At 46.7% G+C, this 16538-nt stretch carries 14 protein-coding genes and 3 tRNA genes; 4 read left to right on the forward strand and 13 right to left on the reverse strand.

The window, feature by feature from the left end:
* Positions 1–58: 58 nt before the first annotated feature.
* From C943_RS10625 to C943_RS10640, 4 genes are all read right to left on the reverse strand, one after another.
* Positions 59–130, reverse strand: a tRNA-Thr gene (locus C943_RS10625).
* A gap of 30 nt (positions 131–160) precedes the next feature.
* A tRNA-Gly gene (locus tag C943_RS10630) sits at positions 161–233 on the reverse strand.
* 49 nt (positions 234–282) lie between these two features.
* Positions 283–365 (reverse strand) — tRNA-Tyr (locus C943_RS10635).
* Positions 366–518: 153 nt separating this feature from the next.
* On the reverse strand, positions 519–3071 hold the full coding sequence (locus C943_RS10640; RefSeq protein WP_245545532.1) for a M1 family metallopeptidase: 2553 nt from the start codon (positions 3069–3071) through the stop codon (positions 519–521).
* Positions 3072–3171: 100 nt separating this feature from the next.
* Here C943_RS10640 and C943_RS10645 point away from each other — a divergent pair, with 100 nt between their 5' ends.
* The 4 genes from C943_RS10645 to C943_RS10665 all read left to right on the forward strand — a co-directional run bounded on the left by C943_RS10645 (position 3172) and on the right by C943_RS10665 (position 6141).
* Complete coding sequence (locus C943_RS10645; RefSeq protein ID WP_008627503.1) at positions 3172–3666, forward strand: acyl-CoA carboxylase biotin carboxyl carrier protein subunit; 495 nt, start codon at positions 3172–3174, stop codon at positions 3664–3666.
* Positions 3667–3766: 100 nt separating this feature from the next.
* On the forward strand, positions 3767–4477 hold the full coding sequence (pyrH, locus tag C943_RS10650) for a UMP kinase (protein WP_008627504.1): 711 nt from the start codon (positions 3767–3769) through the stop codon (positions 4475–4477).
* An 11-nt stretch (positions 4478–4488) separates the two neighbouring features.
* Positions 4489–5049, forward strand: coding sequence for a ribosome recycling factor (gene frr / locus C943_RS10655; protein WP_008627505.1), 561 nt, complete (start codon positions 4489–4491; stop codon positions 5047–5049).
* A gap of 477 nt (positions 5050–5526) precedes the next feature.
* Positions 5527–6141: an NADPH-dependent F420 reductase gene (locus C943_RS10665; protein WP_008627507.1), complete on the forward strand. Its 615-nt coding sequence runs from the start codon at positions 5527–5529 to the stop codon at positions 6139–6141.
* Positions 6142–6163: 22 nt separating this feature from the next.
* Here the strand turns inward: C943_RS10665 and C943_RS10670 are convergent, their stop codons facing one another.
* From C943_RS10670 to C943_RS10710, 9 genes are all read right to left on the reverse strand, one after another.
* A complete protein-coding gene (locus C943_RS10670) occupies positions 6164–6565 on the reverse strand; it encodes a group III truncated hemoglobin (protein ID WP_008627508.1) in 402 nt (133 codons plus the stop codon).
* On the reverse strand, positions 6562–7734 hold the full coding sequence (locus C943_RS10675) for an alkaline phosphatase family protein (RefSeq protein WP_245545533.1): 1173 nt from the start codon (positions 7732–7734) through the stop codon (positions 6562–6564). The genes C943_RS10670 and C943_RS10675 overlap by 4 nt, the downstream gene beginning before the upstream one ends.
* A gap of 125 nt (positions 7735–7859) precedes the next feature.
* On the reverse strand, positions 7860–8951 hold the full coding sequence (locus C943_RS10680; protein WP_081610471.1) for an agmatine deiminase family protein: 1092 nt from the start codon (positions 8949–8951) through the stop codon (positions 7860–7862).
* Complete coding sequence (locus tag C943_RS10685) at positions 8941–9825, reverse strand: carbon-nitrogen hydrolase (RefSeq protein WP_008627513.1); 885 nt, start codon at positions 9823–9825, stop codon at positions 8941–8943. The genes C943_RS10680 and C943_RS10685 overlap by 11 nt, the downstream gene beginning before the upstream one ends.
* A 125-nt stretch (positions 9826–9950) precedes the next feature.
* A complete protein-coding gene (locus tag C943_RS10690; protein ID WP_008627514.1) occupies positions 9951–10751 on the reverse strand; it encodes an alpha/beta fold hydrolase in 801 nt (266 codons plus the stop codon).
* A gap of 76 nt (positions 10752–10827) precedes the next feature.
* The gene (locus C943_RS10695; protein WP_040480330.1) at positions 10828–12417 is read right to left on the reverse strand and encodes an amidohydrolase family protein; all 1590 of its coding nucleotides are present in this window, start codon (positions 12415–12417) and stop codon (positions 10828–10830) included.
* 223 nt (positions 12418–12640) lie between these two features.
* Positions 12641–13066: a hypothetical protein gene (locus tag C943_RS10700; RefSeq protein ID WP_040480102.1), complete on the reverse strand. Its 426-nt coding sequence runs from the start codon at positions 13064–13066 to the stop codon at positions 12641–12643.
* Positions 13067–13126: 60 nt separating this feature from the next.
* Entirely contained in the window at positions 13127–15643 is a 2517-nt protein-coding gene (locus C943_RS10705) for an ABC transporter permease (protein WP_040480108.1), read from the reverse strand.
* Positions 15636–16313: an ABC transporter ATP-binding protein gene (locus C943_RS10710; protein ID WP_008627517.1), complete on the reverse strand. Its 678-nt coding sequence runs from the start codon at positions 16311–16313 to the stop codon at positions 15636–15638. Before C943_RS10710 ends, C943_RS10705 begins: the two co-directional genes overlap by 8 nt.
* Positions 16314–16538: the final 225 nt, after the last annotated feature.

Genomic DNA, 16538 nt, shown 5'->3' on the forward strand with positions numbered 1-16538 from the left:
TGAAAATCCTCAGTTTTAGTTAAAGATATGAATTAGTTAAATGTGCCATTGTTGTATGAGCCAACGACGGGATTTGAACCCGTGACCCCTTCCTTACCAAGGAAGTACTCTACCCCTGAGCTACGTCGGCTAATAAACACCCTATGCTATAAAAGCATAGAGCGGGAGACGAGGCTCGAACCCGCGACCTGCAGCTTGGAAGGCTGCCGCTCTACCAACTGAGCTACTCCCGCTTTTAAATTGCAGCGCAAAGGTATTGATTTTTTTGCATTCTGCAATCAGTGGGGGAAACAGGATTCGAACCTGTGAAGACATACGTCAACGGATTTACAGTCCGTCCCAGTTGGCCGCTTTGGTATTCCCCCAACTGCTTTTTCGTTAATTTTTTCGACTGTTTTGAAGCCTAGTAAACTTAACGGATGGCAAAATTATACCCTTTTGCCAAAGATTCAAAATAAAGCAAAAATTTTTCCGAGTATTTTTCGGGTCCAAAAAATAATCCTATAAAAATCAAGGGATTACTTCTCATCGAGGTATTGTGACAGAAACATTTCCTCGTACCTCTTCGCCAATGGATCTTTCTCTTGGGCGTAAATCTCCTTCGCTAGGTCTAGTACACCTGGCTGGTCAATAAACCCGAAAAGCCCCATAAAAGCCCCAATTCTTACATAGTTGGTGCGGTCGTTCTTCGCTATGCTGGACAATTTTTCGATAGCGATGTTGCTATCATCGGTGGCCACCGAGGAGAAATACTCGCTGAAATACCCAAGGAAGTAGTAACGATTTTCGCCATTCAGCTGATCGAGTTTTTCACTAAACCAAACTGATTTTCCGGCAGTTTCCTCCGATAAATAATAACCTGCCAAAGCGACCAGCATACGGATGTTCTTTTCATTTTCAAATCTCCCGGCGATTTCCTCTCGGTTGACATTGTTCTCATTTTCCAAATAGGCCGACAACGCTGCCCCGGCAACATAGTAGGACGGATGATTGATCCATCTCAAGAAGTCATTCGCATATTTATCAGCATCCATCACCGACAGCAACTCAATGGCGCCTAGCCTCACGGTGTTTTTCGGATCATTTTCCGCCATTTGGTAAATCGTTTCCTCAAGTCCTTCGATTTCGAGCAGCCAATTTGGATTTTCAGCAATTCCAATTAAAGCCATTTCTCGAATAGACCAAAAGCTGTCCTTGAGTGCGGCGGCTACGATTTCCCTTACTCCTTCATCTGAAGCAAACATGCTTTTCAAGCTGTCCAACGCTTCATATCGCGCAATACCAAGCGTCGAAGCCTGAAATTGATTGATGAAATGCTGCTTCCCACGACTAGTTTTTTTCACAGCCAACAGGTCGACCGCTTCATCTACCATCAGTAAGTCAACAGGTTCCCCGTTTTCAATCGCAAATTGCTGCCACGCTTTATCAATTACCAGCTCCTTTTCGCGTCGTTCTCCATTTACATACCAACTCACCTTGAATGGAATCCGGTACAAAGGAGTTGTTGAGAAATCCTGACGCTGGGAAACTGTAAGCAGCAGGTTATCTTCCTGGCTATAATCCACCTCATATTCCAATATCGGATGCCCGGAAGCCAAAAACCATTGGTTAAAGAACCAATTCAGATCGAGTCCCGTGACTTCCTCAAAAGCAATCCGGAGATCATGGACTTCGACGGACTGAAACGCATGTTTTTTCAAATAATGATTCAACGATTTGAAGAACGCCTCATCTCCCAAATGTCTACGCAACATATGAAGTATCGCACCTCCCTTGGCATAGGAATGACTGTCAAACATGTCGTCAGGTTTGTCATGATAAAAGCGGATTAAATCTTCCTGCTTTACCTCCGCCTCATCCAAATAGGTTTCGATTTCCGAAACGTGATGCAGATCAGCCTCATCCCGACCATTTTTGTACTCATACCAGAGGTATTCCGAATAGGTGGCAAACGCTTCATTCAGGGTTAAATTAGCCCAAGATTCAGTCGTAACGTAGTCTCCAAACCACTGATGGAAGAGTTCGTGGGCGATAATCCCGTCCCACTCCGAATCAATTGCCTCGCGCTCATTCAGATTGAGTTCCTCCATAAAAATGGTGAGCGTGGTATTCTCCATCGCCCCAGTCACAAAATCCCTGACCACGACCTGATTGTAATGAGACCAAGGGTAGGGTACTCCGAGAAGACTTGAAAAGTACGCTATCATCTCTGGCGTATTTTGGAAAACAATTTTTCCGCCCTTCTCAAATTCCGGCTCGACGTAGTAATTCACCGGCATACCATCCCAACTGTCTTTTATTTCGACAAAATCACCAACTGCTATCGCAGCTAAATAAGGTGCATGTGCCAGGTCAAGTTTCCAATGGTCGGTCCTGGTTCCGTCACCGTTTTCCTTGGATGACAACAGCTTCCCGTTACTCAAAGTCCGGTATTTCGAATCAACTGTCATTTTGATTTCTTGCGTTGCCCGCTCGTTTGGGCTATCTATCGTTGGAAACCATTTGGAATTATACTCCGTCTCCCCTTGAGTCCAAATCTGCGTGGGCTTACCAGGTTTTGATTGAGGATTAACAAAATAGATTCCTTTGGTATCCGTGATTGCAGAACCGGCCGCCGTTGTGTTTTTATTTGGAAAAGCAGTGTATTTGATACGGACCTGAATCGTATCGTTTGCTGAATAGGATTTTGGTAAATAAGCTGTGACCTTTCGTTCGTTGTAATAAAAATTAAGCTCAGTAGATCTGCCTTCTTCAAGCAAACCAAACGCATGGATTTCGAAATCCTTCGCGTCCAACACCACGGTTTTCTGAGGGAAAAAATAGGGTTTCAAGGTCAAAACGGCTTCACCGACGACGGTTTCATTTCCATAATCAAATCGTAAGTCCAATGCTGTATGCAACAAATCAAAATCCCGAGTCCTACTTGCCCGATACTCACTGATTTCACTTTCGAGACGTCTAATTATTTGTTCGTCCGATTCCATAGGCTGCTGCTGCGCCAAGGAATCCACCACGACCATCGAGCTATCGTTCGTTGAAGAAACCTCCGTTTGGCTTGTCTTACAGGCCAAACTTGCAAAAAAGAAAGATGCTATTATTGAATTAGTTATAAATCTATTGCTACCCATGCATTTTGGAGATAAGTCGTATATTTGGCGCAAAATAATTGAAATGTACACAGCAACCATCAGCGAGTCCGTTTTTGAGGTACAAAAATCGAAAGACCAATGGCTTGTCGGACAAGAAGTACAAGATTGGCAATTGACCAAAGTGAGGGAACGACACTACCACTTGCTGCACCAAAATCAGTCCTTCAAAGTTGAATTGATACAAATAGATGAAGAGTCCAAGACGGTCATTTTGAAACTCAACAATAAACTGGCCGAAATCCAGCTCAAGGACAAATTTGATTTGCTTTTGGAAAAGCTTGGAATGAATTTTTCTAAGGGCACTGCCCCACAAGATCTCAAAGCACCGATGCCCGGTTTGATTTTTGATATCAAAGTGATGGAAGGCGACGCCGTCAAAAAAGGAGATGCCCTGTTGGTATTGGAAGCGATGAAAATGGAAAATATCCTCAAATCCCCGAGCGACGGGGTGGTCAAATCAATTAAAATCAAAAAGGGCGAAAGTGTCGAGAAAAATCAGGTGCTGATCCAATTTTAGCGGGAATTGGGTTTAGATTCTTGACTTAAGCATATATATTTGTCGGATTTATCGAAATTTCTACAGGATTCAAACCTCCTTTTTCAAACTCAAAAGACCAATGAAGTACAAAAGAATATTGCTGAAGCTGAGCGGCGAGGCTCTCATGGGCGAGAAAAAATACGGCATCGATTCCAACAGACTTGAGCAGTACGCACAGGAAATCAAAAAAATTAAGGACTTGGGTGTCGAGATCGCGATCGTAATCGGGGGAGGCAATATTTTCAGAGGCGTCCAGGCAGAGAGGACGGGAATTGACCGGGTTCAAGGAGATTACATGGGAATGCTAGCGACATTAATCAATGCAATGGCACTACAAAGTTCTTTGGAACAAAATGGCATGTACACCCGCCTCATGTCTGGCATCAAGGTCGAAAGCGTTTGCGAACCCTTTATCAGAAGAAGGGCTATTAGGCATTTGGAAAAAGGAAGAATTGTGATTTTCGGCGCTGGAATAGGGAATCCCTATTTCACTACAGATTCCACGGCCGCGCTTAGGGCGATTGAAATCGAAGCTGACGTGGTATTGAAAGGTACCCGCGTAGATGGAGTCTATACCGCCGATCCTGAGAAGGACAAGAGTGCAACGAAATACGGCACGCTGTCATTCCAAGAGGCATATGAAAAAAACCTCAACATTATGGACATGACGGCATTTACACTTTGCCAAGAAAACAACCTTCCAATCATTGTATTTGACATGAACGTCCCCGGCAACCTCGAAAACCTTGTCAAAGGAGAGGAAATCGGCACTTTAATATCATCCAACTAATCCAGAAAGACATGGAAGAAATTCAACTATACCTGGAAGAAGCAAAAGAATTGATGCAAAAAGCGGTCAACCATACTTCTGCCGAACTGGTGAAAATCCGCGCGGGTAAAGCAATGCCAAATTTGCTTGACGGCATCATGGTATCGTACTACGGCTCCCCAACGCCACTTCAGCAAGTATCCTCAGTCAATACACCCGACGCGAGGACTTTGACAATCAAGCCTTGGGAGCGCAACCTCATCGGGGAGATAGAAAAAGCTATCATCAATTCGGATTTGGGCCTTGCGCCGCAAAACAATGGCGAAATGGTCATACTTACCATTCCCCCACTGACAGAGGAGCGCCGGAAACAATTGGTGAAATTGGCCAAACAAGAAACAGAGGCTGGTAAAGTTTCCGTAAGGACTATCAGAAAAGAAACCAATGATTCTCTTAAGAAATTGCAGAAGGACGGAGCCTCAGAGGACGACATCAAACGCGCCGAAGAAGTGGTCCAAAAGTATACGGACCAGTATTCCGCCAAAATCGATGAGTTGTTGGTGAAAAAAGAGCATGAGATCTTGACTGTCTGATCTCACACAGAATCATCGATCCAAAACAAAGCGGGCCAAGTCGGTCCGCTTTTTTGTTTTTCGCCCTAAAGACACCTCCAAGCCAGGACCCGCTATGGTATTCCAAACGTGCCCACGATTAATTGAAAAATCCATCGTGTTACTGTCCTGATTTTCAAAGGTTTTTGTACTGAATGTTTTTGGAAAAAACAAAAAAGTGAAAAAACGGATGCCTGGGAATGTGTCTTTCGAAAATATTTTGAAAAAAAATTCACCTAAAAATCCGCTTTAAGAATCGAAATTTGATTGTCACAAACGGATATTTGCTTTTCATTTTTTGAACCTTTTCACCCCCCGAAAAAAGCTTTGTTTTTGAAATGCAATGCTCTAAATTTCAACTGTTTCGAAAAAAAATCTCCTTCAGTCCAATCGAAACAAACCAAAAAAAATCACCCACCCTTAGCCTCTAAAACTGGTGGCTAAACAACATTCAAGGTTATGAAAATAGGAATCTTAGGCGGCACCAAGTTGTCAGCCACACTCGGAAACAAGTTGCTTAACTCCAATCAGACCGTTGTATTTGGTGTCAGGGAAGACTTCGTCACCAAGGACATCGAATGGAAAATCCTCAACATGCATCTAGACAAGGTGTTTAGCTTTGAAAAAGCGATTGAGATGTCGGATGTACTATTGATTTGCTGCGAAAACGAGCACCTTCCAAAAGTATGCTCAGCGATGGAAAGATCCGATTTGGGCTGCAAGATCATCATCGACTGTACCAACGGGGCCTATACCAAAGATTTTTGCTGCAATACCCAGTTAATCCAAAAAAGCATCGGTGACCAAAAGCTTTTCAAAGCCTTCAATAACCTCGGGATAGACTATCCAAAATCCGACCCTATGGGTTTGGTGAAGGAAACCTACTATTGCGGGCCTAATTCTATCGAAAAAGTCAGTGTCAAAAAGATTATCGAGTGGGTTGGATTCAAGCCAGTGGATGCAGGCGATCTTGATAATGCATTGCTGTTGGAAGCCTTTTATCACCTCCGAAAAACCATCTCATTCCAACGACCTGAGAAAATGGATTACCATTTTAAGCTGATTACTGTTTAAAACACAGGCTGGCGACGACGATTCATTTCAGCGAGTAGCCCCGCTGCTCCATGATCCTGAAAAAAAGGATATGCGCCATATTGCGCGCATGTTCCTTGGCATAGTCCGCATTTTTTCCTTCGAAATGTTCGTGGATCGTGCCGAACCACAATTCAAGCCAATTTCCAAAATGCTCCTGACCGATGATGCCTCCGGTGTCTCGGTCCATTTTTTTGTGTACAGGCACCGGGCTAAATTTTCCCGCACCTGGACCTGTCTGTAGGAGAACCATTTCCCAAAAATCCGTCAATCGCTCGAGGTGTATCTCCCAATCCTGCACAACCTGGTTGAAAATCGGACCTAAACGCTCATGCTGCCGGACTTTGGCGTAAAATGACCTTACCAACACCGAAACATCTTGTCGTCCTAGGATATCCGGTTTCATTGTACTTTTTCTTTCAAAATTGGCTGGAGTACTTCTGTAGATCCGTCGATATCCGCCGGAATAGGTAATCCCAAAATTTGGCAGATCAGCGGATACACATGTACGTTTTCAAAAGTCTCTATCTGAAAGCCCGGTCGTATCTGAGGTCCATTCGCATAGAAAATCCCGTGCATGTCCTTGTATTCCGGACTGTAGCCATGTTCTCCAAAAACCTTTGTGCCAAACCGCGCCGAGCGTTGTTGGTATTTGACCATGTCTGAGGCCGTGGCCAGGTAATAGCCCAAATCTGCCATAATCAATATATCCCCCATCCGCTTTCCAAACTTGTCGACATTCCTGTAAAACGTCTTGTCAGACACTTTGTCGACCTTTATCGGCAAGGGAAACTTTCTCAATTCTTCCAAAACCAGATCGGCCGAGGAGGGATCGTCCAAGTAGACATGGGCTAGAGAACCATTGTTGACCACTTTTCCTTGGATTCCTTTGGTCATTTGATCCAGATCAACCAAGTTTTCGATTGGCACATTGGTCATACCGTGATCAGACACGATGACGACTGTGATCGGAAGATCAAGACTCTTCAAGGCTTCGAAAAGTGATCCTAATTCCCTGTCCAGTTTCTCAAGTTTCTTGGAAAGTTGGGCATCATTGTCAGGCCCATACATGTGACCCACATCGTCCATGTCCGAAAAATACATGGTTATCAACCGCGGTCGCTCGGCTTCAGGTAACTGTAGCCATTCCAGGACTTTCCCGACCCTTGTCAGGTTGGGCACGTTGCCGTCATAGACATAGTAAAAGCTGGGAAGAGTCCCCTTGATCGCAGTCTCAGAACCCACGAAGAAAAAACTTGCAGCTTTGACCCCATGCTGTTCGGCTTGGACCCACAGCGGAGTCCCGGCATACCAATAGGGGTCGTGGACGATTGGTTTGTTTCCGATCGAATACACTTGGCCTTTTTCAGGATCGAAAAACGAGTTATTCACAAGCCCGTTATTCTCTGGTCTCATGCCTGTTGCGACCGCATAGTGGCTGGGAAAGGTTTTTGTCGGAAAGGACGAAATCATGGACTTGGCGGCAGTGCCAGAGGCGACGAACCTGCTCAAGTTTTCTGGGTGAAATCGATCCACATAGTCATACCGAAAACCGTCCAATGAAATCAATATCACGTGGTTTTGGTTTTCCTGCGCAGTTGTTTTTAGACAGAAAAAACAAAATACGATCAGCTGAAGGCCTATTTTGAACATTGAGGTCACATCGAAAAAGGGTGGGCTTTTTCTGTTTTTTTTTGAGATTAAACTTTCGGTTCTTGTTGGCTGAGGCAGTGGAAACTCCCCAATCCCCAAATGATATCCAGGGAATCAATGCCAATGACTTTGCGGTCTTTGAAACAGGTACCGAGGATATCCAATGCGACCGCATCATTTGGATCACGGAATGTAGGCACAATTACCGCGTGGTTGGCAATGTAGAAATTGGCATAGGAGGCAGGCAGTCGTTGGTCTTCATACACAACGGGGCCCGGCATCGGCAATTCGACGACATTCATTTGCTTGCCGTTCTCCAGCCTTAGCTTGTGAAGAAGGTGCAAATTCTCCTGCAAAACGGCATAATTCTCATCCGACCTATTTTGCTCCACGACGGTGACCACAGTGTCCTCATTCACAAAACGGGTCAAATCATCGATATGTCCGTCTGTGTCGTCTCCGATGATCCCATCTTTTAGCCAAAGGATATTTTCCACTCCGTAGTAGCCACGCAGGTACGACTCGATTTGGTCTTGATTGAGCTGTGGGTTTCTGTTGGGATTGAGCAAGCAGGCTTCCGAAGTCAGGAGTGTGCCTTTCCCATTGAATTCCACCGAACCGCCTTCCATGACGATGCCCGGTTGGAAGCAGGGTAAATTTCGGAATTCCGCGATTTTAATCGGAATCAGGTTGTCAAGGTCGTAGGGAGGATATTTATCTCCCCATGCATTGTACTTCCATTTGACCAACACTTTCTTTTGGGCTGCATTCGGATTGATCAAAAAGGCGGGGCCGTGGTCCCGGCACCACGCATCATTGGTAGGGAAAAAGTGGAAAAAGACCTTGGACAGATCTGCGCCGGCCTTTTCCAAATGCCCCAAAGCAAATGATTTCATGGCTTCATCGGCCACGTTGATATGGACTTCCTCACCGATCGCGACCTGCTTGATAAACTCCGAATACGGGCCAAAAACGGTATCGATCTTTCCGGGCCAAGAAGCCTCCTTGTGCGGCCAACTCAGCCAGGTAGCTGCGTGCGGGGCAAACTCTGCCGGGAAAAAATATCCCAACTCCTTAGGTGTTATATTTCCGCTAGCCGCCATTTCGAAGATATTCTTTGGCTGCAAATTAGTCTTCATCAATGAACCGCTTCAAAATGGGTGAATACGAATCGATGCGCCTGTCACGAAGAAACGGCCAATGTGTGCGGTACCTGTCAGAATTGTCCATGTCTAGCTCCTGCACATGGATTGTCTCCTTCTCGTGGTCAGCCTGGAAAAGAACCCTTCCGAAAGCATTTGTCACGAAGGAACCACCCCAGAATTTCATATCTCCTTCAAATCCAACCCTATTCACAGAAACTACAGGAACACCATTGGCAACGGCGTGGGATCTTTGGATGGTTTGCCAAGCTTGATATTGTTCTGAATTTGTGGCTTCATCCTGGGCAATGTTCCATCCGATTGCAGTAGGGTAAAAAAGCATTTCGGCACCCATCAGCGAAGTGATTCTCGCCGCCTCCGGATACCATTGGTCCCAGCAAATCAACACACCGATGGTGGCAAACTTGGTCTTGAAAACCTTGTAACCCATATCCCCCGGCGTGAAATAGAATTTCTCATAATAGCCGGGATCGTCCGGAATATGCATTTTTCGGTACTTGCCGAGGTAAGAACCATCAGCGTCCAATACCGCGGTGGTATTGTGGTATAGGCCTTCCGCTCTTTTTTCAAACAAGGACGCTACAATTACCACACCCAATTCCTTTGCCAAAGGTGCAAGTGCATCGGTCGATGGTCCGGGAATACTCTCGGCCAATTTGAAGTTGTCGTGGTCTTCGACATCACAGAAATAGAGCGAGCGAAAGAGCTCTTGGAGGCAGACGATTTGTGCACCTTTGGCGGCTGCCTCTCGGATTCCGGAAATCGCTTTGGACATGTTCTCAGCCAAGTTTGACGAACACGAGGTCTGTACCAGTCCTACTTTGACGGTTCTTTTTCCCACTTTATCCAAGGTTTAAAGTTTGACAGTGTTTGAAGGGCACAAAATTAGCCCATTATTTATGAAAAATCAGTTCAATATCAATTTTTGAAAAAAACATAACAGTCCCGGGTAGACTTTTGCCGTCAGTCAAAAGATCAGTCCTTTCCTTCAATCCATTGTTCCAATAACCGATTGACCTCTGCAGGCTTTTCGATGCAGCTGCTATGTCCAGCACCGGGAATAAGGTGCAGCACCGCGTTTGGGATGGACATTTGAATAAACTTCGCCTTTTCGGGTTTGGTGGCCACATCCTCGTCGCCGACTACAACCATTGTTGCGCAGGTGATTTTGTGCAGTTCTTGCTCTATTCCCTTTCTAAAAATAACCCCTTCAACTGGTCCCGTGATCGAGCGTTTGTTCGCCTTGAGCTCATTTTTCCAAAATTCAATCTCCTTCGCATTGTTCCTGTTTTCCAGCCAGCTTTCTGCAAACATGATCGGCATAACTTGGCTTGCGATCGGGCCTATCACTCCCGCCCATTTCACGAGTCCGTTGAGCATCTTGTATTTGGGTAGATTTTCGACAGGTTCGGCATTGGCAGAAGTCTCCAACAAAACCAGACTCTTGATCAAATCGGGGCGACGCGCCGCAAGACGCATGCCCACAAATCCACCCATTGACAGGCCAACAAAATGTACAGGATCCTCACACAGGACGCTAATCAAAGCAGCTGCATCCTCATACAGCGTATCCATGTCAAAAGGTCCTTTGACCTCACTTTGCCCCTGTCCACGATGGTCGTAGGCAATGATTCGATATCTTTTCCGTAGGTGCTGGACTTGGGCACGAAACATCTTATGGCTCCAAAGCAAACCATGGGAAAACACAACGGTCTCCGTTCCGCTACCGGATTCCTCAAAATACAAATTGACGCCGTTGGCTTGAATGTGTGGCATGTGTGACGGTTTGTACTGAAGGCTAACGACTCAATCGCTCATTTTGTTGGATCCAAAAAGCGCGCACCATGATCTTCTAGTATTCCAATCCGGGCTGGGTCAACCGTGCATTTTCTCTGGCCTTGTGTTGGTCCACGATTGTCTTTACGTCCTGAAGCAGCTTTTTGGCGTCGTATACAATGCCATCTTTCACGGTGTATTTGACGCCACCGACACGGATGGGTTCATTTTGATCATTGATTCGGATCGCACCAGTACCATAGAGAACCTTGAGGTTTTGGATCGGATTTTCTTCCAAAATAACAAAATCTGCCAGCTTTCCGACTTCTACCGAGCCTATCTCTTTGTCCATTCCCAGGGCTTCGGCAGCATGCAAGGTTGACGCACGGATCACTTCCAATGGATGAAATCCAGCTTCCCGCAACAATTCCATTTCCCGGATATAGGCAAAGCCGTAAAGTTGGTAGATAAATCCTGAGTCAGAACCCGTGGTCACGCGCCCGCCACGATTCTTGTACTCATTGACAAAGGTCATCCAAAGGCGATAATTCTCCTTCCACTGGATTTCCTCCTCGGTCGTCCAGTCAAACCAATAGGATCCGTGGGATTCACGGGATGGCTTATAAAACCTCCAAAGGGAAGGCAAGGTATATTGTTCATGCCATTCGGCACGGCGCGCGCGCATCAGGTCGCGGTTGGCTTCGTAGATATTGAAGGTCGGGTCAATGGTGAAATCCAGGGCGAGCAACTCGTCCATGACCTTGTTCCAATGCTCAGAATAAGGCGGCGCGGCTTGCTTCCAGAGTTTACCCGCTTCACCAAAACGATGCTGTTCATTTTGGTAGTTGTAATCCAAGCGGTAATCCTGCACGGTCCTGTCCGCAAAGAGCGCCTCTGGCAAGCCATACCAATGTTCCATGGTAGTCAATCCGGCACGTGCCGAATGCAGTACGTTCCACCTGGCCACGTCCATCTGGGCATGGTGCATGGCCGAGCGAAGACCGATCTTTTTATTTTCCTCCAGGGCGGCCTGCATTACCTCGGGCTTGGCTCCAAAGAATTTGATGCCGTCACCTCCTTTAGCTTTGTTATCGTTGACCCATGCGCGGGCTTCAGCAGCGTTGGTAATCGGCTTGGTCGCCCCTTGACCAAAAACCGTATACGCCAACAGACGGGGGGCCGTGATTTGGTTGGCCAAGGATTTCCTTTTGTGGTCAAGGACCCAAGATAGACCATTGCCAGCTGCAGGGTCCCTGACGGTGGTGATGCCATGGGACATCCAAAGTTTGAAGACATACTCCGCCGGGGTGCCTTGCCCCGTGCCGCCAATATGTCCGTGCATATCGATAAATCCGGGCAAAAGGAAATGCCCCTCCAAATCCAAAACCTTGTCATTTGGCCCTGCTAGCGGGCGGCCCTCTTCCTTGATCGGCAAGCCGGGATATCCGACGACCTTTATTTCGGTGATTTTGTTGCGCTGGACCACGATGTCAACGGGCCCAATCGGCGGTGCTCCTGTGCCGTCGATCATGGTCACGCCTCGTATGATCAATTTGTCATAAGGTCCCTCTCCTTCTTTTCTGTCCGGAGCGGGCATGATTTGGGAGTAAGATTGGAACGGCAAAGCAAATACTGCCAATAAAAGCCAAAGCAGGTTCTTCTTCATAGCGGACTGGTGGTTTTTCATGAAAATAGATTTTTTCAGACCAATAAAAAAACCGCTTGTCTATTTGCCGTTGGATTAAGCCCAATTCGCTTATTCCTGGATCCTTAATTGGCAAACAGACAAGTCCAATCCCCGTTTCGCTCGAAACACTGTTCGCTTCGAGGTAGGACATTAAATCGATAAAGTATAGGAAAAAACTCCTAGATCATGGGTGCTTACCAATTCAATCTCCCCCAAGGCGCAGCCTCAATCCCATGCTGGCACGCAAATAAACATCGTCAACGTAATAAAAAGGCGTGCCTTCCATAAAAATCCCAAAGTCTCTAAACGAAGTGATTGGCTTGAATGTCAGGCCCAAAGGAATCCCGATACTTGCATTGCCATCGTAGCCAACCATGATTCCTCCATGGATATTGTACCAATCCGATTGGTGGAAATTCCTGTTGAAAATACCCTCTGCACCAAAATTGCGAAACACGCGATCTGGAGCTACGAGCCGCAGCTCCCCAAAATTCTTCTTCTCGTTGTCTGTCCCGATGCCGATTTGTGGCCAAAAGCCATTGTAATAGACACCCACGTGCATCTGTGCCTTTGCAGACAGAGATACCAAGATCAGCACACAAACGATCATTAATCTTTTAACTCCCATGACTAATCATTTATTGAAATGGCAATATGGGATTTCTTTCGTTTTGGTCAAAAAATATTCTCAGCGCAAAATCTCCATGGGGGGCATCTTGATGATTTTGCGGCCATTGAGCCAACCAAGCACGATCGTCAGGGCAGTAATTCCCACGTACACAATCAGGGCTTCTTCATAAGCTCCCCGAAACGGCAATTCAAACACGAATTTGCTCAACAGCCAAGTCGCCAGGAAGGAAAGCAATATCCCGCTCAAAGAAGCCAAAGTACCGAGGAAGAAATACTCCAAGGTATTGATCGTGCTGACAGTCCCGCTTCCCGCCCCCAAAGTACGTAGAAGGATACTCTCCCGCATCCGTTGGTATTTGCTGATGATGAGGGAACTGATCAAGACCAAAACCCCAGTGATGATGCTGAAAAAGGCCATAAACTGGATCACAAAACTGATTTTGTCCAGAATCTCCTCCAATGTCTCCACAATCATGCCGAGGTTGATCACCGAAATATTGGGAAACTCCCGCACCACTTCTGCTTGTACATCGGCAGCTTGTCGGTCGTTTTTGGTCTTGGTAATGATGACATGGAACTTCGGCGCGTTGTTTAGCACATTGTCCGGGAACAACACGAGAAAATTTGTAGATACCTGGTTGAACTTGACATCGCGGAAGCTTCCCACATAGGTTTTGATCGGGCGTCCCTGTACGTTGAACACAATTTCATCCCCCATTTTGATACCCGTACGGCTGGCATAGCCTTGGTCAAGGGAGACGAAAATACTATCGCCAGGCTGTTCGACTTTCCTCAATTTTCCCTCCAAAAGGCGCTCTGAAGCAATCAGGCTATCGCGGTAGGTCACCCGAAACTCACGATTATAAAGTCCCCGTGACCGCCTTTCCGCTTCGGGAAGCGTGTCATTTCCTTTTTTGGTCAAGCCATTGATCGACTCAAGCGCCATCGTGACGATCGGCACTTGCTGCATGATGGGCAGTCCTTTTTGCGTGATACGCTCGGAGACCGCCTCAACTTGGGCAGTCTGTATGTCGAAGAAAAGCATGTTGGGCTGATCATCCTTGTCCGCAAATTTGGCCTCATCCAACAATTGGTTTTGGACAAAAAACAATGTGCTGATCATGGCGGTGCCCAATCCAATCGTCGCGATCAACGAGACGGTTTGGTTGTTGGGACGGTACAGATTTGCAAGTGACTGACGAACGGGATAGGAAAGTGAAATTGGCAGGAACCTCCTGATGAGCCACATAATCCCCAATGCCACTGCCCAAAGTGCGAGGAACGCAACTACGACAAAGCCCGTGAATCCAAGTGCCTCCTGCCATCTATTGAGGAGAAAGAAACTGAAGCCAAAAACAAACAACAAGATTCCCAAAACGACGAGCCACCTTAATCCATCCTTTGCAAAGCTGCTTTCATTTTCCTCTGGTCTCAAGGTAGCCATCGGGGAAACCCGCCTGATTTTCAGCAAAGGCAACAAGGCAAACAGCACAGAAACCAAAAGCCCCGTGATGAGCCCAAAACCGATGCTTTGCCAAGATATTCCAACGGTAACTTCCACCGGAAGGAAATCCGCAAACACTGTTGGAAGTATGAATTGAAGGGCAGTGCCCAAAATCGCACCAAGTACAGCCCCCGCCAATCCCATCAGGATAATCTGCACCAAATAAATCCGCATTGCCGCCCAAGAAGAAACTCCCAAGCAACGGAGAACGGCTACCGAAGGAAGCTTTTCCTTCACAAAAACATTGACGGCACTCGCTACGCCCACACAGCCCAGCAAAAGCGCAATGAATGCCACAAGGCTAAGGAAGTTGGAAAGGTTTTGAAAAGATCTTCCGGTTTGTCTTTTTCTATCCTCCACGGAGTCGGCGTCGATTTTCTCCTCTTCCCATTTTTCCTCATAGGTCTTGGAAAGTTCGTCCGGGTTTACCGTTTCAGGCAATTGGTAATAGCGCTCGTAATTCAGCCGGCTGCCGTATTGGACCAAGCCAGTTTCCTGAAGGAATGCCATTGGGATATATACTGCCGGAGCTACGGTGGCTGCAATTCCGGTCTGGCCAGGCACCTTTTGTAGCTCACCCTCGATGACAAACGTCAGGTTGCCCACTTTGATGCTGTCACCCACTTCGGCGTTGAACTGCGCCATGAGCAGCTTTTCGACGAGGGCTTTTCTACCGCCATCCCGGAACGTCGCCTCGGCATTTTCCGGGATGGTTTCAAGTTTTCCATAAAAGGGAAATCCACCTTCCAGAGCCCGAACTTGGGTCAGCCGGCTGGCGCCTGTCTCGGGGAATGCCACCATCGATGCAAAATTCACCTCTTCCGCGGTTTGGATAGCCAAGGTATCGGTAGGCTGTTCGCCAAGCGGCTGGTTTTTCTCCAAAACCAAATCCGCCCCAAGCAATTCCTTGGACTGCTGGTCGATGTCTTTTTTGAGGTTTTCACCAAAGCTGCTGATCGCTACCAAGGCCGCGATGCCCACCACCATGGACGAAACAAACAATAGGAGGCGCGAGAAATTCTTCCGAATATCCCGAATCGCCATGGTCAGGATCCAGGAAAAATCAGCCATGGATGTCTTCTTGGATTTTGCCGCCCTTGATGCGAATGATTCGATTGGTTCGTTTGGCAAGTTCAGGGTCGTGCGTCACGAGGACGAGCGTCGTTCCTTTTTCCTTGTTCATATCAAAAATCAAGTTTTCGATCATGTCGCCAGTTTCGGTGTCCAAGTTGCCGGTAGGTTCATCCGCAAAGAGGATCTTTGGCTCGTTGGCAAAAGCCCGGGCAATCGACACACGCTGCTGTTCACCACCGGAAAGCTGGCTGGGATAATGGGTAATCCTATCACCAAGGCCTACCTGCTCAAGCAAGGCCTTAGCTTTTTCTTTGGCGTCTTTTCTTTTTTTCAGTTCCAAGGGTACCATCACATTCTCAAGGGCAGTGAGGGTCGGCAAAAGTTGGAAGTTTTGGAAGATAAAACCCACGTGCTGGTTTCGGACGGCGGCACGTTGGTCCTCGGAAAGCTTCTCAAAAGCCTGTCCATTGAGTACGACAGAGCCCGTGGAAGCAGAATCCAAACCGGCACAAAGGCCGAGCAAAGTGGTCTTTCCACTGCCGGAGGGCCCGACGATCGCGATGCTTTCACCTTCGGGAATATCGAAATTGACCTGGTCCAAGACGGTGAGCTTTCGGTTGCCGCTTTGGTAGGTTTTGGAAACGTTTTTTACGCTGAGGATGGACATGATTGATTGGATAGGCGTAATTGTGTTCGTATTTGAGTTTAATAAATTGATGAAGGTTCGAATAAATCAAACCGAAGGATCGCTTATTTAGCGATTTTTCCTCTTATGGGTTTGATTATTTTGATGGATGAAGATTCTGATATGACCAAAGACAATTCCAAGAGCTTTATTGAAGTATTTTCATGGAACATCCTAACATTTATAAAGGTTAAAGATACAGGAAAT

It is taken from the genome of Mariniradius saccharolyticus AK6 (genome assembly GCF_000330725.2).
GTDB classification, from domain to species: Bacteria; Bacteroidota; Bacteroidia; order Cytophagales; family Cyclobacteriaceae; genus Mariniradius; species Mariniradius saccharolyticus.